The organism is Microbacterium sp. SWDP-B6 (assembly GCF_059803615.1).
In genome coordinates, this window is the sequence record NZ_JAPFGV010000008.1 from 22,168 (window position 1) to 43,662 (window position 21,495).

The window sequence follows — 21,495 nt, forward strand, 5'->3', positions numbered from 1 at the left end:
CTAAACACGTGTTCAGTCCGTGTCAAGAGAGGGCGCTCCTAGGCTGAAGGGGTGGACTTCCCCTTCAATCGACTGCGCCGTTGGCCCGACGTCGAGGCCGACAACCTGCAGGCCCACGACGCGACCGATCTGCTGCTGGTCGAGCGGGCTCTCGCGCTCGGGATCGCCGGGTCGGAGATCGCGGTGATCGGCGACGAATACGGCGCGATCACCCTCGCGCTGACGGATGCCGGTCTCGACGGCATCCGCGTGCACCAGGACCTCGCGACCGGTCGCCGTGCGCTCGCTCGCAACGCCGACGAGCTGGGCCTCTCGGGCTTCTCGTCGCACGAGCTCGATGCCTCTCTGCTCAGCAGCGCCCGACTCGTGCTGCTGCAGCTGCCGAAGGCGCTGGCAGAGCTCGAAGAGATCGCGGATGCCGTGGCGCGCTGGGCAGCCCCGGACGTCGTGCTCGTCGCCGGCGGCCGCGTGAAGCACATGACCATCGCGCAGAACGAGGTGCTGGGGCGCAGCTTCGCGCGTGTGCAGGCCGAGCGGGCGGAGCGCAAGTCACGGCTGGTCGTCGCATCCGGGCCGCGACCGGTGCCGTCAGAGCCGCCGTTCCCCGTGACAGCGCGGCACGGCGGCCTGACCCTCGTCGCGCACGGCGGTGCCTTCGCGGGGGCTCGCCTCGATATCGGCACGCGTGTGCTGCTCGAGGTGCTCGGCCCCGATGGTTCACAATTCAGCGCGGATGAGCCGGCACGGACTGAAAACGCCCCGGAACCGGCCGATGCGGCCGATTCATGCTGCGTTGTGAACGCCGAAGAGCCGAGCCCGACCCCGGTCGTCGTCGATCTGGGCTGCGGAACCGGCGCGCTCGCCGCCTCGTACGCTCTCGCGCACCCCGAATCCCACGTGATCGCGACCGACAGATCGGCAGCGGCAGTGGCCTCCGCCCGCGCAACGGTCGCCGCGAACGGCGTCGCAGACCGCGTCACCGTCATGCACGACGACGCGGGCTCCGAGATCGCGGACGCCAGTGCCGATGTCGTGCTTCTCAACCCGCCTTTCCATCTCGGCAGCAGCGTGCACACCGGGGCAGCGACCCGTCTGTTCGAGGCCGCGGCCCGCATCCTCCGGCCCGGCGGAGAGCTGTTCACGGTCTACAACTCGTCGCTCGGCTACCGCGCCGAGCTCACCCGCCTCGTCGGCGCCACCGAGCAGGTGCATCGCACTCCGAAGTTCACCGTGACGCGCAGCATCCGTCGCTGATCGCGTGCGCCTCGCGAGTCCGAAAGCGCCTCGCGAGTCCGACTTCCCGGCATCCGGACTTCACAGGTGCACATGGACGTCGGATGCGCACGCCACGGTCTCGCGGCGCGCCCGCTGACCCGTGTCGCACCCCCGCCACGCCCGACCTCGCACGCGCGTCCGAAACCCGCGCAATCCCCCGGTCAGCCGACGAAACTGAACGTCGATAAAATTGACGGATTTGCCCCTGACCGGCCATTTCGTTACGTTGGTTGGTGGGCCTGACGGCCCGAAGACCAGTCCGCGATCACGTCCTTCTTTCGAATGTGCTGTGCTGCGAAGAGGCGTGGACGTACGGTCGATGCTCTATCGCGGTGGATCCGAAATCCGCCGTCCGCGCCGCCACAGCACCATGTCGAAACGGCCGGGAGGATCACCCGGGCGTAACCGAAGCAGGCTCAGCCACCCGAAGGCGAGCCGCAGGGGAAACGTGTCCGAAATCGCTCTTGAAGCGCGCAATCTGTACAAGGTGTTCGGGAAGAATCCGAGCAGTGCCGTCCGTCGACTGAAGGCCGGTGAGAGCAGATCCGAGGTCGGCGACGCAGGAACCGCCGCCGTCATCGACGCCAGTTTCACCGTGAACCGCGGCGAGATCTTCGTGATCATGGGCCTCTCGGGTTCCGGCAAATCCACCATCATCCGCATGCTCAACGGGCTGCACGACGCGACCGACGGATCGGTCGTCGTGAACGGCGACCCCATCACCGGCATCCCGTCGTCGCGTCTGCGTGAGATCCGCCGCGACCGCATCTCGATGGTGTTCCAGCACTTCGCACTGCTGCCGCACCGTACGGTCGCCGCGAACGTCGCCTACCCCCTCGAGCTGAAGGGTGTCGGCAAGGACGAGCGCCTGAAGAAGGCCGAGGAGATCCTCACCCTGGTCGGCCTCGAGGGACAGGCCGACAAGCTGCCGTCCGAGCTGTCGGGAGGCATGCAGCAGCGCGTGGGCATCGCCCGTGCGCTCGCGGCCGACTCCGACATCCTGCTCATGGACGAGGCGTTCAGCGCCCTCGACCCGCTGATCCGTCGCGAGATGCAGGAGCAGCTGCTCGAACTCCAGGAGAAGCTGCAGAAGACGATCGTCTTCATCACCCACGACCTCAACGAGGCCATGTTCCTCGGCGACCGCATCGCCGTGATGCGCGACGGCCGCATCGTGCAGATCGGCACGCCCGAAGACATCCTCATGGACCCCGCCAACGACTACGTCGAGCAGTTCGTGCAGGATGTCGACCGCGCTCGTGTGCTCACGGCCGCGAACGTCATGGAGCGCCCGCGCCCGGTCGTCGCCGAGACCGCCGGCCCCCGCACGGCACTGCGCCAGATGCGCGACGCGTTCATGTCGGCCACGTACGTCACGGGCCGCGACCGCAAGCTGCTCGGCATCGTCACCGACCGCGACGCCGTCAGGCTGGTCCGCCAGGGCGTGTCGACCCTCGCGTCGATCATCAAGCCGGTGCCGCAGAGCGTCAGCGAAGACGAGGTCCTCATGAACCTCTTCATCCCGTCGGTGGAGTCGCCGCTGCCGCTGGCAGTGGTGGATGCCACGGGGCGCCTGACCGGCGTGATTCCGCGCATCACCCTGCTCGCCGCCCTGGGCCCCGGCCCCGGAGCGACCGGCGAGCTCACCCTGCCGCTCCTTCCGATGCCGCAGGCCGAGATCGATGCAGTGCTCGATGACGGGTGGACCGCCGACCCGGCGGACGCCGTGAAGACAGAGGAGGTGCGCTGATGGATGGTTTCCGCATTCCCCTCGGCAGCTGGGTCGCGACCGGAGTCGACTGGATCAAGACGAACCTCGACGGTCTGCTCGACGTCATCTCCTTCGTCGTCAGCTTCCTGGTCGACGGACTCACCCGCGCGCTCCTGAGCCCGCATTTCGTCGTCATCATCGTGATCGCCGCGTTCATCGCGTGGCTCGTCCGCTCGTGGCAGCTGGCGATCGGCACGGTCATCTCCTTCGGACTGATCGTGGCCATGGGTCTCTGGGTGCCGGCGATGCAGACGCTCGCCCTGGTTCTCGTCGCGGCGGCGATCGCGGTGCTCATCGCGGTGCCCCTGGGCATCTGGTCTGCCCGCAACGCCACCGTGCGTGCGGTGCTGAAGCCCGTGCTCGACTTCATGCAGACCATGCCCGCGTTCGTCTACCTGATCCCGGCGATCGTGTTCTTCAGCATCGGCGTCGTCCCCGGACTCGTCGCCACCGTGATCTTCGCTCTGCCTCCCGGTGTGCGACTGACCGAGCTCGGCATCCGCGGAGTCGACTCCGAGACCGTCGAGGCCGGCCAGGCGTTCGGCGCCAAGCCGGGTCAGATCCTTCGCGGCATCCAGCTTCCGCTCGCGATGCCGACGATCCTCGCCGGCGTCAACCAGGTCATCATGCTCGCGCTGTCGATGGCGGTCATCGCCGGTATGGCCGGTGCTGACGGCCTCGGAAAGATCGTCGTCGAGGCGATCTCGACCATCAACATCGCCAAGGGCGTCGAGGCGGGACTGGGCGTCGTGCTCATCGCCGTCTTCCTCGACCGTGTCACGGCAGCGCTCGGCGACCTGGGCAGCAACCGCTCGTCGCTGCTCGGCCTGCTGGCTCGTCGTCGTACGCAGAAGCGCCTCGCCGCGGCATCCGCCGAGGTGCCGGCCACAGCATCCGCCCCCGCATCGGCCGAGGCAGCCGCTGCGAAGGATGCCGAAGACGAGGCCGAGCGCATGAAGGCCTCCCCGCGCCGCGCCCCCGTCGGCGGCGGCGTGCACTGACTCATCCCTCCCGCAAGAGAACACGCAACACAGCAGTACACAGCAACACAGCAACACAGCACATATATACGGAACGAGAGAGATACACATGAAGAAGAAGATCCTGACGATCGCGGCCATCGGCGCCGCAGCGACCCTCACCCTCGCCGGCTGCAGCGGCGACGGCATGGGCGGAACCGGCGGCGACACCGGCGGCAGCGAGTCCGGCTCGGGCGACAAGGGCACGATCACCCTGGGCTTCCTGCCCTCGTGGACCGACGGCCTGAGCACCGCGTACCTGCTGCAGGACCAGCTCGAGAAGATCGGCTACACGGTCGAGATGAAGACGCTGACCGAGGCCGGCCCCCTGTATACGGGTCTCGCGCAGGGTGACGTCGACATCTACCCGTCGGCCTGGCCCGAGCTCACGCACGCCGAGTACATGAACACCTACGGCGATGACATCGAGGATCTCGGTGCGTACTACGAGAACGCCAAGCTGACGCTCGCGGTTCCCGAGTACTCCGACCTGAACTCGATCGAGGATCTCGCCGGCAAGGGCGCAGAGCTCGACGGCAAGATCTTCGGCATCGAGCCCGGGGCCGGCCTCACGGCGCAGACCCAGAAGATGATGCCCGAGTACGGTCTCGACAGCGAGTACGAGCTCGTCACCTCGTCGACCGCGGCGATGCTCACCGAGCTGAAGTCTGCGACCGACAAGCAGGAGGACATCGTCGTGACGCTGTGGCGTCCGTTCTGGGCCAACGACGCCTTCCCCGTGAAGGACCTCGAAGACCCCAAGGGCGCCATGGGCGAGGCCGAGGCCCTGCACTTCCTCGGTACGAAGGGCTTCGCCGAGGAGTACCCCGAGGCCGCTGAGCTGATCGAGCAGATCAAGCTCGACGACGCGCAGTACGGCTCGCTCGAAGACCTCGTCGTCAACGAGTACGGCGAGGGCAAGGAAGCGGATGCCGTCGACGCATGGCTCGAAGAGCACGGCGACGACTTCGACTGGGTCGTCAGCTGACCTGACCCGCCTGTCGACCGTCGACATCCCGCCGGTCGTCGAGCGAAGACGACGGAGTCGACTGAGACGAAACGTGGCGAGCCGATAGCGCATCGGTACCGCGTTTCGTCTCGCTCGGCTTCGCCGGGGTCGCTCGACGGCCGCCGGGGCGGGTGGCGGTGCCGGCTGTCCGCAACCCCCTCCTGCGCTGTGCGGTCGGGGCGTAGCCTGTGGCCGTGGACGGGTTCGCGGCGGTCGACTTCGGTTTCGCCCGTGAGGTCCTTCAGCGGGGCATCGCGGCGCTGTACCTCGTCGCGTTCGTCTCGACTCTGAACCAGTTCCGGGCGCTTCTCGGCGACAACGGGCTGCTGCCGGCGCCGGTGCTGCTCGACTGGATCGGCGAGAAGCGAGAGCGGCGGCGGATGCTGCATCCGACCCTCTTCGTCCGCATCCGGTACTCCGATCGACGACTCGCGCTGCTGTGCGGGGCAGGGATCGTCGTGTCGGCGCTGCTCGTCATCGGCGTGCCGCAGTGGGGTCCGCCGTGGGTGCCGATGCTGTGCTTCCTCGCGCTGTGGCTCGGATACATGTCGGTGGTCAGCATCGGGCAGACCTTCTACTCGTTCGGCTGGGAGATGCTGCTGCTCGAGGCGGGGTTCCTGGCCGCGTTCCTCGGGTCGAACGGCCAGCCGGCGCCGACCGTCGTGATCGTGCTGTTCTGGTGGCTGCTGTTCCGGGTCGAGTTCGGCGCCGGCATGATCAAGATCCGCGGTGGGCAGGAGTGGCGAGACCTCACTGCCCTTACCTATCACCACGAGACGCAGCCGATGCCGGGGCCGCTCAGCCGTCAGGCGCACCTGCTGCCCCGGTGGTTCCATCGCGGTGAGGTCGTCGGCAACCACTTCGCGCAGCTCGTGGTGCCCTTCTTCGTGTTCGCGCCGCTGCTGTCGGTGTGGGTCCCCGGGCCGGTGCCGCAGATCGTCGGGGCCGGAGCCGCCGTGATCGTGATCGCGACGCAGGTGTGGCTCGTCGCGACGGGCAACTTCGCCTGGCTGAACTGGGTGACCATCGTCATCGCGTTCTCGGCGATCGGGATGCCGGGGGTGGGCGCTCGGGTCGCCGATCGAACGGACCCGGACGAGTCGCTGTGGCCCGGCATCCCCCTGTACTGGTTCGTGATCACCACGGCCGTCGGGACCCTCGTCGTGGCCCTGAGCTGGCGGGCCCTGCGCAACCTGTTCGCGCGTCGCCAGCTGATGAACGCGAGCTTCAACAGGTGGCAGATCGGCAACGCCTACGGCGCCTTCGGCACCGTGACAAAGGAGCGCATCGAGATCGTCGTCGAGGGATCGGTCGATGACGACGGACTGCTGTGGCGCGAATACGAGTTCAAGGGCAAGCCGGGCGACGTGCGCCGCATCCCTCGCCAGTTCGCGCCGTACCATCTGCGGCTCGACTGGTTGATGTGGTTCCTGCCGCTCGGGCGCTCACTCGACGACTGGTTCACGGTGTTCCTGCTGCGACTTCTCGAAGCGGATGCGCCGACCCTCGCGCTGCTGCGCTCCGACCCGTTCGACGGCGAGCAGCCTCGGTGGGTGCGAGCGGTGTCGTATCGCTACCGCTTCGCCACCCGAGCCGAACGGCGCGCCGACGGTGTGGTCTGGGTGCGCACGCGCCAGCGGATCGTGCTCGGCCCCCTCGGGTTGCGGTAGGGCGGGTGCCAGCCTCTGCTCTGTTCGGCATCCGTGCCTGCCCTCGCCCCTTCCTCGCCCTCGCCCCTTCCTCGCCCTCACCCCTTCCTCGCCCTCACCTCGTCCTCGCCCTCACCTCCTCGGGAGGAGGACTGCTCTTCGGGAGGAGGTTTCGCGCTGATCCGTCCTCCCGAAGGGCAGATCTCCTCCCCGAAGGGCGTCACATGGCCACGGCCGAGCGCCACGAACTCCGACGCCGAGCGCGGCGAAACGCCCCGGCCGGGCGCGGGGCCCGGACGGAGCGTTCCGTCTCACTGCAGACGTTCAACTGACCTTCTTGCGGTACGCGATGATCGCGAACACGTAGGCGACGATCAGGATGCCGACGCACCAGGCGAGGGCGACCCAGATGTCGGTGCCGACCGGCTCCTCGGCGAACAGCGCCTGGATGGTGTCGACGATCGAGGTGACCGGCTGATTCTCGGCGAACCACTGCACCGGACCGGGCATGGTCTCGGTCGGCACGAACGCAGAGCTGATGAACGGCAGGAAGATCAGCGGATACGAGAAGGCGCTCGCCCCGTCGACCGTCTTGGCGCTCAGGCCGGCGATGATGGCCAGCCAGGTGAGGGCGAGGGTGAAGAGGAACAGGATGCCGATGACGGCGAGCCACGCGAGCGGACCGGCTCCGGTGCGGAACCCCATCAGGAATCCGACGCCGAAGATGATCGCCAGCGTGATGCCGTTGGCGGTGAGCGAGGTGAGGACGTGCGCCCAGAGCACGCTCGATCGCGCGATCGGCATGGAGTGGAACCGCTCGAAGATGCCGCTCCGCAGATCGTTGAAGAGCCGGAAGGCCGTGTAGGCGATGCCGGACGCGATGGCGATGAGCAGGATGCCGGGGAGCAGGTAGTTCACGTAGTTCTCGGAGCCGGTGCTCTCGCGGAGCGCGCCTCCGAAGACGTACACGAACAGCAGCATCAGCGCGATCGGTGTGACCGCCGTGGTGATGATGGTGTCTGGACTGCGGAAGATGTGCCGCATCGAGCGGCCGGTGAGCGTCGCGGTGTCTGCGACGAAGTGCGTGCTCATGCTGCGTTCTCCTTTCCGGTTGCGGAGCCCGACTTCGGGCCGACGAGGGTGAGGAAGATCTCCTCGAGGGTGGGCTGCTTCTCGACGTACTCGACCTTGGCCGCCGGCAGCAGGCGCTTGAGGTCTGCCAGGGTGCCGTCGACGATGATCCGACCCTCGTGGAGGATCGCGATGCGGTCGGCCAGATGCTCGGCCTCGTCGAGGTACTGAGTCGTGAGCAGCACCGTGGTGCCGGTGTTCGCGAGCTCTGTGATGACGTCCCACACCTCGATGCGGGACTCGGGGTCGAGCCCGGTCGTCGGCTCATCGAGGTAGATGACCTCGGGGTGGCCGACCAGGCTCATGGCGATGTCGAGGCGACGGCGCATGCCGCCCGAGTAGGTGCCGACCTTGCGAGCTCCGGCATCCGTCAGGCGGAACGTCGTGAGCAGATCGTCTGCCACCTTCGCGGCGTCGGGCAGGTGCCGCAGCTTCGCGACGAGCATGAGGTTCTCTCGTCCGGTCAGGATCTCGTCGACCGCGGCGAACTGGCCGGTGAGGCTGATCCTCTGCCGCACGGCGAGCGGGTCGGCGGTGACATCGACTCCCTGCACCACGGCCGTGCCGGCATCCGGCTTCAGCAGCGTCGAGAGGATGCGCACCACGGTGGTCTTGCCTGCGCCGTTCGAGCCGAGCAGGGCGAAGATCGATCCCTTCTCGACGTCGAAGTCGACGCCGCGCAGGACGTGAAGGTCCTTGTAGGACTTCTCGAGGCTGCGAACGGCGATGGCGGGGCTGGTCATGATCGGGTCTCCTTCTTCTTCGCGTCGTCGACCGCCGCGGTCAGGCGGGCGCGTTCCTTGTCGATCCAGTGGGTTCCGCCGTACGCTTCGGCGTAGGTCTCGGCGAAGGCGACGGGGTCATCGCCGACGATGTCGTCGATCGGGGTGCCGTCGATGGCGGCGCGCTCCCACAGGTCGGCGAGATCGAGGAAGATCTGCACGAGGATGTCGCCGTCGGTGATGCCGCCGTAGTACATCGTGTAGCGGTGCTGGGCGTTGGCGACCGTGCGGTAGGGCTCGGGGAGGGCGTCGATGCGCTTCTTCGCATCGCGGTACTGCTTCTTCTGCTCGAGCGATCCGGTGAGCGCTTCGATCCATTTCGCGGCCATGTCAGTTCTCCTTGTTGGTCGTGTCGGTGTTTGTGTTTGCAATGCGCAGGCTGTCGATGCGCTGCGTGAGGAAGCTCCAGGTCTTCCAGAACTCCTCGAGTTCCTGCGTTCCCGCCGGGTTGAGGGAGTACACCTTGCGGGGCGGCCCCTTCTCGCTCGGCACCTTCTCGACGTCGACGAGCTTCTTCTGCTCGACGCGCACGAGCAGGGCGTAGATCGTGCCCTCGGCGATGTCTGTGAATCCGTGGTCACGCACGCGGGTGGTGATCTCGTATCCGTATGCCGGCTGCTCGGCGAGGAGGGCCAGAACGATGCCTTCCAAGGTGCCCTTGAGCATCTCGGTCATCTGCTTGCCCATGAAGGCCTCCTCTCGTTGGTCGGTACTCAGTGTTGCTGGGTACCAGTACAAAGTAACACTGAGTACCGGTACTTAGCAACACCGAATACTGATCATTCTCGTGTGGCCCCCGGTGGGCGCATGCGCATCACGCCGCGCGTGGTTCTGTACTTCCGGGGCGGGAGACTCCAGAGTGAGCACATGGCGGCACTGGCCTGGTCGTGGAGGAACGCCCTGCATGGGGCGGTGATCGGTCTGCCAGCGGGCATCGCGACGCTGAGCGACCCGCAGATCGGGCTGGCGCTCGCGGTCGGCGTGCTCCCCGCGGCGGGGCTCGGGGTGTCGAGCACTCGCAGGCAGCGGGCGATGAGTCTCGTCGTCGGCGGCATCGCGGCGATCTCGGTTCTGCTCGGGTCGGCGGTGACGCGCACCCCCGCGCTGGCGGTGCTCGTGGTGTTCGCGCTGTGCGTGGTCGTCGCCGTGCTGGCCGCCGATCGTTCACGGCACCTCGCGACACCGGTGCTCGTGCTCGGGGTGCCGCTGCTCGGCGTCGGGCTCTCGTTCCCGTCGGTTGCGACCGGGCTCGCCGGTGCGGGGCTCATCCTCGCGGGGTCGCTCTACGCATTCCTCGTGTCGCTGGTCTGGCCGGACTCGTCATCCGGCCCGCGCCCCTCGCCACCCCCGACGACGCGCTCGGCCATGCTCGTCTACGGCATCCAGATCGGTCTCGCGGGGGCGATCGGCGCCGCGATCGGCTTCGCGCTGGGCGTCGACCACCCCGGATGGGCGTGCACCGCGGCGCTCATGGTGAGTCGGCCGAATCACGCGATGCTGATCACACGCGGATGGGGCAGGCCCGTGGCGGTCGTCGCCGGAGCTCTGCTCGCGATCGCCGTCGCGGCCCTGCATCCGCTCCCCGCGGTCTCGGCGATACTCCTCGTCGTGATCCTGACACTCGGCACCGGCACGGCAGGCAGTCGGTGGTACGTCTTCCCGCTGTTCTCGACATTCATCGTGCTGTCGTTGCTGCTGCTCGAAGACAGCGGCACACCCGCCCACTGGTTCGTGGAACGCGTCGGAATGACACTCGTCGGCGTGGCACTCGCGCTCGCCGCGGCGGCGATCGTGCCACGGGTTGCCCGGCGAGTGCGTCGCTAGGGCGCGTCGGCCCTTCTCCGCCACCACGGCAGGAGTCGCTCCCACAGGCGCGGCTGCACGGCATCCGTCACCGCTGTCGGCACCGCGACGGCGAACTGCACGATCTCCTCCGCGCCATGGTGCACGACGCGGTAGAGCGCGGTGCCGATCAGAACGCCGAGCGCGATCGACATGACCGAGACGAGCGCCTCCATGAAGTCGGCGAGTCCGCCGTCGGTGGCGACGGCCTCGGTGAGCCCGACCAGCCCCGCAGCCCCCGGAACCAGCAGCCAGAACGCCGGCAGGAAGGTGATCTGCACCGGTGTGCCGTGCCGCAGTGAACCGATCCAGAACACCACGACGGCCATCGCGACGGCGCCGACGAAGCCGCCCACGAGGGGGCCCAGCAACGCCGCCCCCACCCACTGTCCTGCATAGGCGACGATGAGCGCGAGCAGCACCCAGCCGAACGTCGAGGCGGGTGCGGAGAAATGCAGGTAGTTGCCGAGCGCGAAGACCAGGATGCCGATCAACGCGACCCACCACGGCAGCGAGGACGCCACTTCGAGCGGCTCGTAGGTGCGGGACTCGACACCCACGACGGTGCCGGCCGCGAGGATGCCGAAGGCGAGCAGCGCCAGCTGCACGAAGCCGTAGACCAGGCGGGAGGCGCCGGAGATCATCTGCCCCGACGCGAGCTCCACGGTCGCCGTGGTGAGCACGCCCCCGGGAAGGAACGTGACCAACGGCGCGATGAGCAGGCGGATCGGATCGCCGATCTCGATGACCTCGGCGAGCAGGAACACCGCGGCCGCGCAGACGAACGCCGCCGCGATCGGCATGATCAGCTGCAGAGTGGGAGAGCGCACGAGCTTGAGCAGACCGATGCCCGCCCCCAGGGCGAACGCGACGATCGCTCCCTGCCAGGTCGGAGCGAGCAGCAGGGCGAGGCCGGTCGTCAGAACGGCGTGCCCGAACGTGCGGGTGACCCAGCCCAGGCGAGGTCGCATGGCTCCGATCTCGTTCAGGCGGCGGATGCCGTCGAGGGGCGACACCGACGCCGTGCGCGCCTGCGCTATCAGCTCGTACAGAGCGGCGATCTGGTCGAACCGGAACGACGCGTTGGTCGCCGAGCGGATCGCGACGCGAGAATCCTCGTCGTCACCCGTCTCGACGATGATGATCGTCGGGAGCACGACGAAGTCCGTGTCGTCGGCGCCGTAGGCCTCTGCGACCGTCGTCACCGTGTCGCGGATGCGGTCGACCGACTCGGCTGACGCGTTCATGCCCTGCGCGAGTCCCAGGAGGAACTGGCGCAGGGCCGAGCGATCGAGGTCCACCGGCATCTCAGGGGACCCTCGCGTCACGAGAACAGGAAGGAGAGCACCACACCCACGACGATCGCGACGCCGACGTAGACGAGGTTCGGCAGCTGGAACGAGTGGTCGAAGACGAACTTGCCCATCTTCGTCGTGCCGGTCTGGTCGAACGCCACGGTCGCGACCTGGCTGCCGTTGGCCGGCAGCGTGTAGATGCCCATGGTCGACGGCCAGAGCCCCACCAGCAGCGGCGCGGGCAGTCCGATCGTGATGCCGATCGGGACGATCGCGTTGGTCGCACTGGATTGGCTCGTGGTCAGCATCGCGACGGCGAACAGGGCGAGCGCGAAGAGCAGCGCGCCGAGGAACGCCGACGATCCCGAGACCACCGAGCCGAGGCCATCGACGATGAGCGTCTGGTTCGCCGCGACGAACGTGTTGGCGAGCCAGGCGATGCCGAACAGGGCGATCGCACCGACGATACCGGCGGGGAACGTCGGCTGCTTCGGCACGTCTGCGGCCTTGACCTTGCAGAACACGAAGATGAGAGCCGCGATGATGCCCATCACCACCTCGATGATGACGGTCACGCTCAGACGAACGGGGTCGCCGGCGTCATCCGTGCCGATCACCGGGCGCAGCCCCTCGAAGAGCCCGAACAGCACGATGACGCCGACGCCGATCAGGAACAGCGCGGCCGACAGCACCGCGGTGCGCGGCAGCTTCGTGTCGTGCGCGTCCACCACCGGTGGCTTGATCTGGTGACTCTCGAGACGGCGCTGGAATTCGGGGTCGTCCTCGAGGTCTTTGCCGTGCCGCATCATCACGAGTGCGGCGACGAAGAGACCGGCGATCGACGCCGGCCACATGATCAGCAGCAGTCCACCGAGATCGACGCCCTGGGGCGCCAGCAGCACGACCATCGAGGCCGTAGCGGCGGAGACGGGGGAGCAGAGGATGCCGACCTGCGAGGCCACGGCCGAGACCGACAGCGCGCGCTCCGGTCGGATCTTCTGCTGGTACGACACGTCGTAGATCACCGGGAGCAACGGGTAGAAGATGTTCCCGGTGCCCGCTCCGACCGTGAAGAGGAACGACATCGCCGGTGCGAGGAAGACGACCGACTTGGGTTTGCGCCTGATCACCTTGGCGGCGACCGAGACCATCCAGTCGATGCCTCCGGCGGCCTGCATGGTGGATGCGGCGGTGATCACCGTGATGACGATGAAGACCGCATCCACCGGGGCGTTGCCCGGGGCCTCTCCGAAGACGAAGATGAGCACGGCCACACCGACGAGACCCCACACTCCCAGACCGATCCCGCTGGTGCGGGTACCCATGTAGATCGCGAGGATGACGACGATCAGTTGGGCGATGAGGAGCCACACGTTGTCGTTCATGTCGACGGCCCCTTCGTGATGGGGCCAGAGCCGGTGAGGATCTCGGTGGCCAGCTCTGTCTCGACGATCTTGCCGTCGATGGCTTCGACGCGCAGGGCGAGCGGGTTCTCGACCGGGCTGATCGCCGTCACGAACTCGGAGTTCTCGAAGTGCAGTGACTGCAGGTTGCCGACCGCGTATCCCGTGGCGAGCTCGCCGCTCAGCAGCGATGCGTGGAACAGCGGGCGGCGCTGATCCTCGGCGTCGTAATGCGGGCAGAAGCTGCCGTGCAGGAATCCGAGCCCTTCGGGGAGCACCTGCAGCGTGGGTCCGTAGCTGTCGGTCGTGCCGCCCTCGAACCAGCAGATGCCGCCGGCGCTGCCTCCGGTGAAGACGACGTTCGAGTCGGGGTCCTCCCACATCTCGCGCATGATCTCGTCGAGGCCCTGCCGCTTCCACACGTCGAGCATGTTCGCCGTGTTGCCGCCGCCGACGTGGATGACGTCGAATCCCTTCACGAAGCCCGCGAGGTCGTCGACCGAGCGGTGGAAGAGCGGCAGGTGATGCGGCGCGCAGCGGTCGGAGTCATACGTCGAGTAGAAACTCACGATGTAGGCCGCGTCGTCGCCGGTCGCGGTGCCGACGAACAGCACGCGCGGTCTCTTCTTTCGAGTGAGCCCGAGGATGTAGTCGTGCGTCGGATCGTTCCGGCGCTCCATCATCGCCTTGCCTGCACCTGTTGCCACTACATGAGACACAGCGTCCCCCCTTCATCGCTCCCCCGCGGTACGACTTCGGATGCGGTTCAAGATACTGGTATACGAATCGATGCACCAGTGCATCTTGCGGGTCGAGTCCTGAGGGGCGGGCGAGAGGTGGGTGGTCGGAAAAGCAGCGCTGTCAGGGCTGGGGGATGCGTTTTCGACCACCCACCGAGTGCCGGATGCGCGTGTGACCAGCCGCCACGGGGTGGGCGGAGTCGGCTCAGGCGTTGAGGCGCGCCATCGCGACCTGCGCCTCGAGCAGCGGCAGAGTGCGGTCGCGGTCGTGCGGCGGGCAGATGTCGAGCGCGTTCGCGAGCTCGAGCGCCAGTGCGGCATGACCCGCGGCGTTCGGGTGGAACGGGTCGCCCATCAGCCCCCACGGCACACCGCCGTTGCCGAGCTCGGTGAAACGGGCGTGCTGGTCGACGGGGATCACGTCCTCCGATGCGGCGACCTCGCGCACGGCATCCGCGAACTCGATGATCCGCTCGCGCCCGGGTGCGTTCGCCACGTCGATCGACGGCGGGGTCTGCAGCACCGGAACAGCGCCGGACGCGCGCACCCGCGAGACGAACTCGCGCAGCGAGGCGGCGAACGCGGCGGGCTCGACGGTGACCTGGCCGGGGCCGGTCGCCATGTCGTTCGTGCCGATCATGAGGGTGACGATGTCCGGCTGCCAGGACGCGACGCGGCGATCCCAGTCGTCCAGGATGTCGGTGATGCGGTGCCCGCTGATCGCGGTGTTGATGACGGCGTCACGGGTGCGCGCGAGTTCGCCGCGGATCAGCTCGTGCAGATGCTCGGCATAGCTGCGACCGCCCTGCGTGTGGACGAGTCCGTGGGTGATCGAGTCGCCGGTGATGACCCAGTTCAGCGGATCGGGGCCGACGAGCGACGCCGCGATGCGGCTGAGGTCGGATGCGGCGGAGGCGGGGGCGTCTGCATTCGGCACGCACACGAGCCTAGCGGCGGCGACGTGGAAGACTGGTCTCATGGCCTCGTCACTGCTCGACCACCTTCTCGCCCGCATCGTCGACAGCGGCCTTCTCGATGATCCGGTCGCCGAGAACGGTCTCATCTACGGCCGCGCGACCATCGATGCCGCCGGCGCGGTGGTGACGGTCAACGTCGATCCCGAGCTGGAGGACGACGAGGAGACACTCGACGACGACGCGCTGCTCGAGGCGATCACGCGCATCCTGTCGGTGTCCGAGACGCGGTGGCGTGCGGTGATCGACGAGGTCGCCGACGACATCGACGAGGCTGTCGACGACGAGCCGGTGCTCGAGCAGATCGACCTGCGCGACGATCTCGAGGCCACCTCCGTGGTGGTGTTCGCCGACGCGGTGCTGATCGCCTTCGACGCGCCGAAGCAGTTCCCGGACTCGCGGATCCTCGTGCAGCTCGACGACGACCTCGAGGTCGCCAACATCGAGGTGCGCGATCGCGCCGAGGTCGAGACCGTCGAGGTCGACGACATCGACGACCTGCTCGACAGGCTCAGCGGCGACGACCGCTGAGCCCGCCCGGCCTCACAACCACTTCTTGTACTTGAACACCCCGTAGAGGGCGACCGCGAAGGCGGCCATCGCTCCGATCGCCATCGGGTATCCGTGTGCCCAGTGCAGCTCGGGCATGACCTCGAAGTTCATGCCGTAGACCGTGCCGACGAGCGTGGGCGCGAAGATGATCGCCGCCCACGAGGAGATCTTCTTGATCTCGTCGTTCTGGGCCAGCCCCGCCTCGGTCTGCCGTCGTGCGACGAGAGCGGAATGCACCGTGAGGGCGTTCTCGAGGATCGCGCGGAACGAGTCGACGCGCTCGTTGACGCGGATGACGTGGTCGAGCACGTCGCGCAGCGACCGCTGCAGCTCCTCGTCGATGCGGTACTTCTCGGAGCCGCGGCGGAGCCACTCCAGCATCCCGGCGAGCGGGTGCACCGCACGCTGGAAGTTGATGACCTCGCGCGAGAGCTCGTAGATGCGCCGGGACAGGGCGTCGTCGTCGCTGTCGCCGAAGAGCTGGTCCTCGATCTCGTCGATGTCGTTGAGCAGCCCGGTGACGATCGGCTCGTAGCCGTCGACGACCTCGTCGAGGATCGCGTAGAACACCGCCTCCGGTCCCATCGCGAGCAGCTCGGGGTGCGCCTCCATGCGGCGGCGGACGGCCGCGAGGTCGGGCGACTCCGCGTGCCGGATCGTCACCACGAAGTCGGGGCCGACGAACAGGTGCAGCTCGCCGAACTCGATCGACTCCTGCTCGTCGCGGTAGCGAGCGGGGCGCAGCACGGCGAAGAGCGTGTCGCCGTAGCGCTCGACCTTCGATCGCTGGTGGCCCGAGAGCGCGTCTTCGACGGCGAGCGGATGCAGGTCGAATTCGCGCGCGACCGAGGCGACCTCGACGGGGCTCGGTCGATACAGGCCGATCCACGCGATGCCGCCGTGGGCGTCGAGCGACCGGTAGGTCTCGTCGAGGTTCTTCGGGGTCTCCACGCGGCGTCCGTGCACGTACACGCCGTTGTCGATGAGGGCCATGGCTGGCTCCGTTCTCGCAGGCGCACGCCGGATCAGAGAGGGCGTGCGCAGAATTCGTCAGGGGGCGGAAGACGCCGCCGACGGCTGCGAAGCAGGACGTGCAGGTGCGGGGCCGAAGCTCAACGCACGGATGCCGTCAGACGCGACGCAACGGGGGCGGCGTCGCAACTATCACCGGACATCGCCGTCACCGCCTCTCGCGCTCTGAACGGGTCACGTGACCCGACTCGCCAGCATACTCCTGCATCCTGGACGCGATCTCCGGGCGGAGCGGAGGCGTTCAGGCGCTGATGCCGACGAGTTCGGCGCTCTTCTGCCACAGCGCCTCGGCGAGTGCGGCATCCTCGATGCGCGGATTCACGCGACGCGTCAGCACCCGCTCGTCGTAGTACTCGCCCGAGATCCAGGTCTCGTCGGGCGTTCCCTCGATGAACCAGCTCAGCGTGCTGCCGCCCTTCTCGCTGCTGATCAGCAGCAGACGCTTGAGCGGGGTGCGGTAGACGAACCGCATGAGTGTGTTCGAGTCCGAGGCGAAGTTCGTCTGCACGGTGCCGGGGTGAAAGGCGACCGAGCTCAGGCCCTCGCCGTGGAACTTGGTGTGGAGACTCTTCGTGAACAACACGTTGGCGAGCTTCGCGTCGCCATAGGCCCTGTTCGCGCTGAAGTTCTTGCGATTGTCGAGGTCGTCGATGTCCAGCCGCGCGAACAGGCGGTGCGCGACGCTCGACGTGTTGATGATCGATGCGCGGCCGGCGCGCAGCTGGGGCAGCAGCAGGTTCGTCAGCAGGAACGGCGCCAGGTGGTTCACCTGCAGGGTCTTCTCGAAGCCGTCGACCGTCGGGGTCCGATCGCCGAAGATGCCACCGGCGTTGTTCGCGAGCACGTCGATCCCGCCGTCGCCCACCGTGTCGGCGATCTTCGTCGCGAGCTCGCGCACGTCGTCGAGTCTGGCGAAGTCGGCGGTGAACCACTCGGCACCGGTGTCGGCGGCGACCGCCCTCGTCTTCTCGACAGAGCGGCCGACGAGGATGAGTCGGTGACCGGATGCGGTGAGCTGGCGCGCTGCGGCTGCGCCGATGCCGTCGGATGCTCCGGTGAGCACGACCGTCTTCGGGGTCACGAGGCCACCCTCTGTGCATGCCCGGCGGTCGCATCCGCATCCGCCGCACGGCGGCTGCGCGCGACATAGACGGTGTTCGAGGAGGTGCCGCCCGTGACGGCGTTCGCGAAGTCGACCACGTGGGCGACCGCATCATCGAACACGGCGTGCATCAGGCCCATGAAGTCCTCGTCGGGCGGATCGTCCGACCACAGGGCGAAGACGCCGGCGGCGGCGAGGTGCCGGTCGAGCGCACGCAAGCCGTCCGCGGTGTAGAGGTCGGCGTGCGTGGGGTCGAGTTGGTGGCGCGGCGAATGGTCGACGTCCAGCAGTATCGCGGAGTATCCGGGGTGGTCTTCACGGGGTGCTGCCCGGACCAGGGCGAAGAAGTCGTCTTCGACCAGACTGGTGCGCGGGTCGTCGACGAGCTCTGCCGACACGGGCAGCAGGCGGCGCTGGTGCCAGCTGATCACAGCCCCGAGCCGATCGACCACGGTGAGCGAAGCCACGCGCTCGTCTCGCAGTGCGGCGACCGCCGTGTATCCGAGCCCGAGCCCTCCGACGAGGACCGAGAGACCGTCGCCGCCGACAGCAGCCAGACCCAGGTTCGAGAGCTCCTCCTCGGCCACCGTGAACAGGCTCGACATGAGGTATTCGTCGCCGAGCCTGACCTCGTAGATCTCCTGGCCGACTGCAGGCTCGGTGCGTCGGCGCAGCGTCAGCTCGCCGATCGGGGTCTTCTGCCAGTCGAGCTCTTCGAATCGGGTGATCACTGCGGGGTCTCCCGGTCGTCGTTCGCGTTCGGCTGCGCGGGCTCGGCTGTTCTGGTTCGGGGCGGGGGTGTCTTCGTCGCGGAGGGCAGGACGATCCTCTCGGGCTCCGGAGCAGGCGAGGCGGCGGCCGTCGCGTGCTCGGGCAGCTCACGGGCCACCTGCTTCTCGAGCACCTGCACGGCCTCGTCGCTCAGCAGGATCAGCCCTTCCAGTTCGTCGCGCACGCGGCGGTAGGCGACGTTGCGTTCGGCCTGCGTGGCGGATTCGTCGACCGCGACCTTGAGCAGCTGCTGCGCACGGTCCAGACGTTTGCGCTCGGGTTCGGTGAAGGTCGAGTCGCGCAGCCTGCGCGCATCCCTCTCGGCGATCTCGAATGCCACGGCATACGCGCCGACCGCGTCGAGGTACTCCGAGACCTGCCGCTCGGTCACGGTCGAGTCGGCAGACGGCGGGCGCAGCGCATCCGCCGTCTTCTTGGCCCGCAGGAAGGCGGCGACCAGCGGCTGGCGGCCGTCGCTCATGGCGGGGAAGGCGATGAGCTTCGCGACGTCGAGCTCGTAGTCGAGCCAGCGGGCGGTGATCTCGTCGTGCTCGGAGAAGAGACGCTCGAGCAGGGTGTTCGGTGTGACCGATGCCGTGGTGTCGACGACGGCCGGGCCGATGCGCTTCGCACGGCCGTTGCGCGCCTCGAGTTGGGCGGTCTTGATCTCGGCCTTGAGGCGCAGAGTCTCGATGCGTCGTTCGTGGCGGCGCTTCGCGCTGCGCTCCCACGCCTTCGCGGCACCTCCGGCCATGCCGAGGATCGGGAAGGCGAGCCACCAGTAGTTGCCCGCAAAGATCCAGAAGCCCCGGATGAACTCGTCCATGATGTCCTCAGCCTACTTCTCGGGCTTCGCGGCGTCGCCCGCGGTTCCGCCTTCTCACGCATCTGTTTTCCGTAATTACGTACTTTTGATAGGTTCGAACCATGGAACCCGACGACCAGAGCACGATCGAGCGCCGACTGGCCGACCTCGAGCACGAGGTCGCACGGCTGTCCGCACTCGCTGCTCACGTCTCCGCACCCGCTGATCGTGCGGAATCGGGTGCGGAATCGGGTGCGGAACCGCAGGCGGCGGATGCTGCGCCCGAGCCGACCGGCGCCGACGATCCGCTCTGGTTCGTGAACGAGCTCGGACGCCGCGCGCCCGGCGCGGTGATGATGGCCGGTGCGGTCGAGACGCAGGCGGGGCCGGTGCGCTGGCAGTACGGCCTGCACGCCGAAGGGCTGCTCGCGCACGACTGGAGCGATCTCGCCCGTCCGCTCGAAGCCCTGGGGCACCCGGCACGCATCGAGCTCGTGCGGCAGGTGATGCGCGGAGCGCACACGACGGCCGAGTTGCTGCAGCTCGAGCACCTCGCCTCGTCGGGGCAGCTCTACCACCACCTGCGGCAGCTCGTCACTGCGGGGTGGCTCGTCTCTCCGCGCCGCGGGTACTACGAGGTGCCGGCTGCCCGCGTGGTGCCCCTTCTCGTCCTGACCATGATCGCTTCGAGCTGAGGAGCCCACCGTGACCACCCCCTCGATCCCGTCCCCAGACCTGCAGGACCGCCAGAGCGCAGCGGATGCCCCGCGCCGCCGCCCCACGCGAGCGATCCTCGCCGTGATCGGCGTCGCTGCGGTCGTCGGCGTCGCGCTCGGTGCGGCGATCGGTCCGCAGCAGCAGACCGTCAGCGCGTCGACCGCAGGCGATGAGGCGCTCGCCGACCGCATCCGCTCGCTTCCCGGCAGTCTCGACAGCTTCCGGGCGCTCTCGGTCGCCGAGATCGGCCCGGACGGAGCGGTCTTCGCCGGGCTCGGCGACGCCGACCCGTCATACACTGGAGCCCCGACCGCCGACACGGTGTTCGAGCTCGGATCCATCACCAAGACCTTCACCGGCGCACTCTTCGCCGACGCGATCGAGCGCGGAGAGGTCAGCCCGACGATCAGCTCGCCGAACATCTTCCCGACCTCGAGGGCACGGCCGCCGGCGAGGTGACGCTCGCGTCGTTGTCGCAGCACTCGTCGGGGCTGCCCGGACTCGGCGCCACGGCGGAGGCGGAGGCACTGAGCGGCGTCCTCCTCAACGAGAACCCCTACGCGACCACGACGACCGAGCAGCTGATCGCCGACGCCGCAGTCGCCCCGGTCGACCCCGATCAGGGGTCGGTCTATTCGAACTTCGCCGTCTCGCTGCTCGGAACGGCGCTGGTCGAGGCAGCGGATGCCGACGACTACGCGGCCCTGCTGAGGGAGCGCATCACGGAACCGCTCGGCATGGACGACACGGTCGTCACGGCGACGGCCGACGAGGTGCCGGCTGATGCCGTGCCCGGATTCCTGATCAACGGCGTCCCCGCTCCTCGGTGGTGGGGAGAGGGCTACCTGCCCGCCGGTGCGTCGACGTTCACCACCGCGGCAGACCTCGCGCTGTGGGCGCAGGCCAACCTCGACGGCACCGCCCCAGGCTCAGCAGCCCTCGACCCGACCGCGCCCATGGGAGAGGGGGCTGAGATCGGATGGGGATGGATCACGTCGGCATCGTTCGACGGCGACGGCCTGCAGACCTGGCACAACGGCGGAACCGGCGGATTCCGCACCATGCTCACCCTCGACCGGGAGGCCGGCACCGCCTTCCTCGCGCTGTCGAACACCGTGGCCCCGGCCGACTACATCGCCATGTCGTATGTGTCGGGCGCGCCGATTCCCGCGGTCGACAGTGCATCCGTCGGCATCGCGTGGGGCATCTTCGGGCTCGCACTGCTGTTGAGCCTGGTCGCCCTGATCCGCGCGTTCCGCGGGAAGGCGCTGCTGCCGTCGATCGGCGACCTGATCTGGGCGGCCTTCGGCCTCCTGCTGCTCTGGCACAGCGGACCGTGGTTCTCCGTCGGCGGCTGGCTGTGGGGCATCGCGTTCGCGCCGGCGCTCGCCGCGATCGGCCTCCTCGTCCTCCGTGGGTCGCGGGCTCGCCTGCCCTTCCTCCCTCGCCGGCGGGCGTGGTACTGGTGGGCGGTCGCCGTGCTCGGAGCGGTGCTCACCGTGGGCGTCACGTTCCTCTGGTGACCCGGTGACCTGGTGACCTGGTGTCGGGCGTCGCGGCGCGTTCAGTCGTCGAGCGACGACGGCTGAGCCGTCCGCGATGACACGTCGTCAGGTCGGCAAGAGC

Annotated in this window: 20 protein-coding genes and 2 pseudogenes; 10 read left to right on the forward strand and 12 right to left on the reverse strand. The window is 68.2% G+C overall.

Annotation, left to right across the window (positions count from 1 at the left end; all coding sequences use genetic code 11):
• Positions 1-51: 51 nt before the first annotated feature.
• The 5 genes from OPU70_RS11695 (at position 52) to OPU70_RS11715 (ending at position 6,744) form a co-directional block, all read left to right on the forward strand.
• On the forward strand, positions 52-1,254 hold the full coding sequence (locus OPU70_RS11695) for a class I SAM-dependent methyltransferase (RefSeq protein ID WP_498557844.1): 1,203 nt from the start codon (positions 52-54) through the stop codon (positions 1,252-1,254).
• A 469-nt stretch (positions 1,255-1,723) separates the two neighbouring features.
• The gene (locus OPU70_RS11700) at positions 1,724-3,025 is read left to right on the forward strand and encodes a quaternary amine ABC transporter ATP-binding protein (RefSeq protein WP_042541227.1); all 1,302 of its coding nucleotides are present in this window, start codon (positions 1,724-1,726) and stop codon (positions 3,023-3,025) included.
• A complete protein-coding gene (locus OPU70_RS11705) occupies positions 3,025-4,047 on the forward strand; it encodes an ABC transporter permease (protein WP_042541229.1) in 1,023 nt (340 codons plus the stop codon). The genes OPU70_RS11700 and OPU70_RS11705 overlap by 1 nt, the downstream gene beginning before the upstream one ends.
• Positions 4,048-4,135: 88 nt before the next feature.
• On the forward strand, positions 4,136-5,053 hold the full coding sequence (locus OPU70_RS11710; protein WP_042541230.1) for a glycine betaine ABC transporter substrate-binding protein: 918 nt from the start codon (positions 4,136-4,138) through the stop codon (positions 5,051-5,053).
• Between the two features lie 215 nt (positions 5,054-5,268).
• Positions 5,269-6,744, forward strand: a complete 1,476-nt coding sequence (locus tag OPU70_RS11715) for a lipase maturation factor family protein (protein ID WP_498557845.1) — start codon at positions 5,269-5,271, stop codon at positions 6,742-6,744.
• Between the two features lie 303 nt (positions 6,745-7,047).
• On the opposite strand, the gene OPU70_RS11720 is transcribed toward OPU70_RS11715, so the two are convergent.
• From OPU70_RS11720 to OPU70_RS11735, 4 genes are read right to left on the reverse strand one after another with little or no spacing between them, the layout of a single operon-like run.
• Positions 7,048-7,815 (reverse strand): ABC transporter permease, encoded by a 768-nt coding sequence (locus tag OPU70_RS11720; protein ID WP_498557846.1) that lies wholly within the window; start codon positions 7,813-7,815, stop codon positions 7,048-7,050.
• Entirely contained in the window at positions 7,812-8,597 is a 786-nt protein-coding gene (locus OPU70_RS11725; RefSeq protein WP_498557847.1) for an ABC transporter ATP-binding protein, read from the reverse strand. Before OPU70_RS11725 ends, OPU70_RS11720 begins: the two co-directional genes overlap by 4 nt.
• On the reverse strand, positions 8,594-8,965 hold the full coding sequence (locus OPU70_RS11730) for a DUF1048 domain-containing protein (protein WP_042540622.1): 372 nt from the start codon (positions 8,963-8,965) through the stop codon (positions 8,594-8,596). The genes OPU70_RS11725 and OPU70_RS11730 overlap by 4 nt, the downstream gene beginning before the upstream one ends.
• Position 8,966: 1 nt before the next feature.
• Positions 8,967-9,323: a PadR family transcriptional regulator gene (locus OPU70_RS11735; protein ID WP_498557848.1), complete on the reverse strand. Its 357-nt coding sequence runs from the start codon at positions 9,321-9,323 to the stop codon at positions 8,967-8,969.
• A gap of 180 nt (positions 9,324-9,503) precedes the next feature.
• On the opposite strand from OPU70_RS11735, the gene OPU70_RS11740 reads away from it, so the two are divergent.
• The gene (locus OPU70_RS11740) at positions 9,504-10,460 is read left to right on the forward strand and encodes an FUSC family protein (RefSeq protein WP_498557849.1); all 957 of its coding nucleotides are present in this window, start codon (positions 9,504-9,506) and stop codon (positions 10,458-10,460) included.
• Here OPU70_RS11740 and OPU70_RS11745 read toward each other — a convergent pair.
• The 4 genes from OPU70_RS11745 to OPU70_RS11760 all read right to left on the reverse strand — a co-directional run bounded on the left by OPU70_RS11745 (position 10,457) and on the right by OPU70_RS11760 (position 14,853).
• Positions 10,457-11,785: a threonine/serine exporter family protein gene (locus tag OPU70_RS11745; protein WP_498557850.1), complete on the reverse strand. Its 1,329-nt coding sequence runs from the start codon at positions 11,783-11,785 to the stop codon at positions 10,457-10,459. The genes OPU70_RS11740 and OPU70_RS11745 overlap by 4 nt on opposite strands.
• Positions 11,786-11,802: 17 nt before the next feature.
• Positions 11,803-13,158: an anaerobic C4-dicarboxylate transporter family protein gene (locus OPU70_RS11750; RefSeq protein WP_498557851.1), complete on the reverse strand. Its 1,356-nt coding sequence runs from the start codon at positions 13,156-13,158 to the stop codon at positions 11,803-11,805.
• Entirely contained in the window at positions 13,155-13,895 is a 741-nt protein-coding gene (locus tag OPU70_RS11755; RefSeq protein WP_498557852.1) for a Type 1 glutamine amidotransferase-like domain-containing protein, read from the reverse strand. Before OPU70_RS11755 ends, OPU70_RS11750 begins: the two co-directional genes overlap by 4 nt.
• A 226-nt stretch (positions 13,896-14,121) precedes the next feature.
• Positions 14,122-14,853 carry an SGNH/GDSL hydrolase family protein gene (locus OPU70_RS11760; protein WP_498557853.1) on the reverse strand — a complete coding sequence of 244 codons (732 nt, stop codon included), beginning with the start codon at positions 14,851-14,853 and terminating at the stop codon, positions 14,122-14,124.
• Positions 14,854-14,893: 40 nt separating this feature from the next.
• On the opposite strand from OPU70_RS11760, the gene OPU70_RS11765 reads away from it, so the two are divergent.
• Positions 14,894-15,421 carry a cytochrome C5 gene (locus OPU70_RS11765; protein ID WP_309692829.1) on the forward strand — a complete coding sequence of 176 codons (528 nt, stop codon included), beginning with the start codon at positions 14,894-14,896 and terminating at the stop codon, positions 15,419-15,421.
• 12 nt (positions 15,422-15,433) lie between these two features.
• Here OPU70_RS11765 and OPU70_RS11770 read toward each other — a convergent pair whose 3' ends face one another.
• From OPU70_RS11770 to OPU70_RS11785, 4 genes are all read right to left on the reverse strand, one after another.
• The gene (locus OPU70_RS11770; RefSeq protein WP_042540628.1) at positions 15,434-16,435 is read right to left on the reverse strand and encodes a magnesium and cobalt transport protein CorA; all 1,002 of its coding nucleotides are present in this window, start codon (positions 16,433-16,435) and stop codon (positions 15,434-15,436) included.
• Positions 16,436-16,715: 280 nt separating this feature from the next.
• Complete coding sequence (locus tag OPU70_RS11775; protein WP_498557854.1) at positions 16,716-17,555, reverse strand: SDR family NAD(P)-dependent oxidoreductase; 840 nt, start codon at positions 17,553-17,555, stop codon at positions 16,716-16,718.
• Positions 17,552-18,307 carry a polyamine aminopropyltransferase gene (locus OPU70_RS11780; RefSeq protein ID WP_079111973.1) on the reverse strand — a complete coding sequence of 252 codons (756 nt, stop codon included), beginning with the start codon at positions 18,305-18,307 and terminating at the stop codon, positions 17,552-17,554. Before OPU70_RS11780 ends, OPU70_RS11775 begins: the two co-directional genes overlap by 4 nt.
• Positions 18,304-19,173 (reverse strand): hypothetical protein, encoded by an 870-nt coding sequence (locus OPU70_RS11785; protein WP_079111974.1) that lies wholly within the window; start codon positions 19,171-19,173, stop codon positions 18,304-18,306. The genes OPU70_RS11780 and OPU70_RS11785 overlap by 4 nt, the downstream gene beginning before the upstream one ends.
• Positions 19,174-19,274: 101 nt before the next feature.
• Here OPU70_RS11785 and OPU70_RS11790 point away from each other — a divergent pair, with 101 nt between their 5' ends.
• The 3 genes and pseudogenes from OPU70_RS11790 to OPU70_RS11800 all read left to right on the forward strand — a co-directional run.
• A complete protein-coding gene (locus OPU70_RS11790) occupies positions 19,275-19,847 on the forward strand; it encodes an ArsR/SmtB family transcription factor (protein WP_079111975.1) in 573 nt (190 codons plus the stop codon).
• 103 nt (positions 19,848-19,950) lie between these two features.
• Positions 19,951-20,277, forward strand: a pseudogene (locus tag OPU70_RS11795) (serine hydrolase); the annotation flags it as partial.
• A 41-nt stretch (positions 20,278-20,318) separates the two neighbouring features.
• A pseudogene (locus OPU70_RS11800) lies at positions 20,319-21,392 on the forward strand (serine hydrolase domain-containing protein); the annotation flags it as partial.
• Positions 21,393-21,495 lie beyond the last annotated feature (103 nt).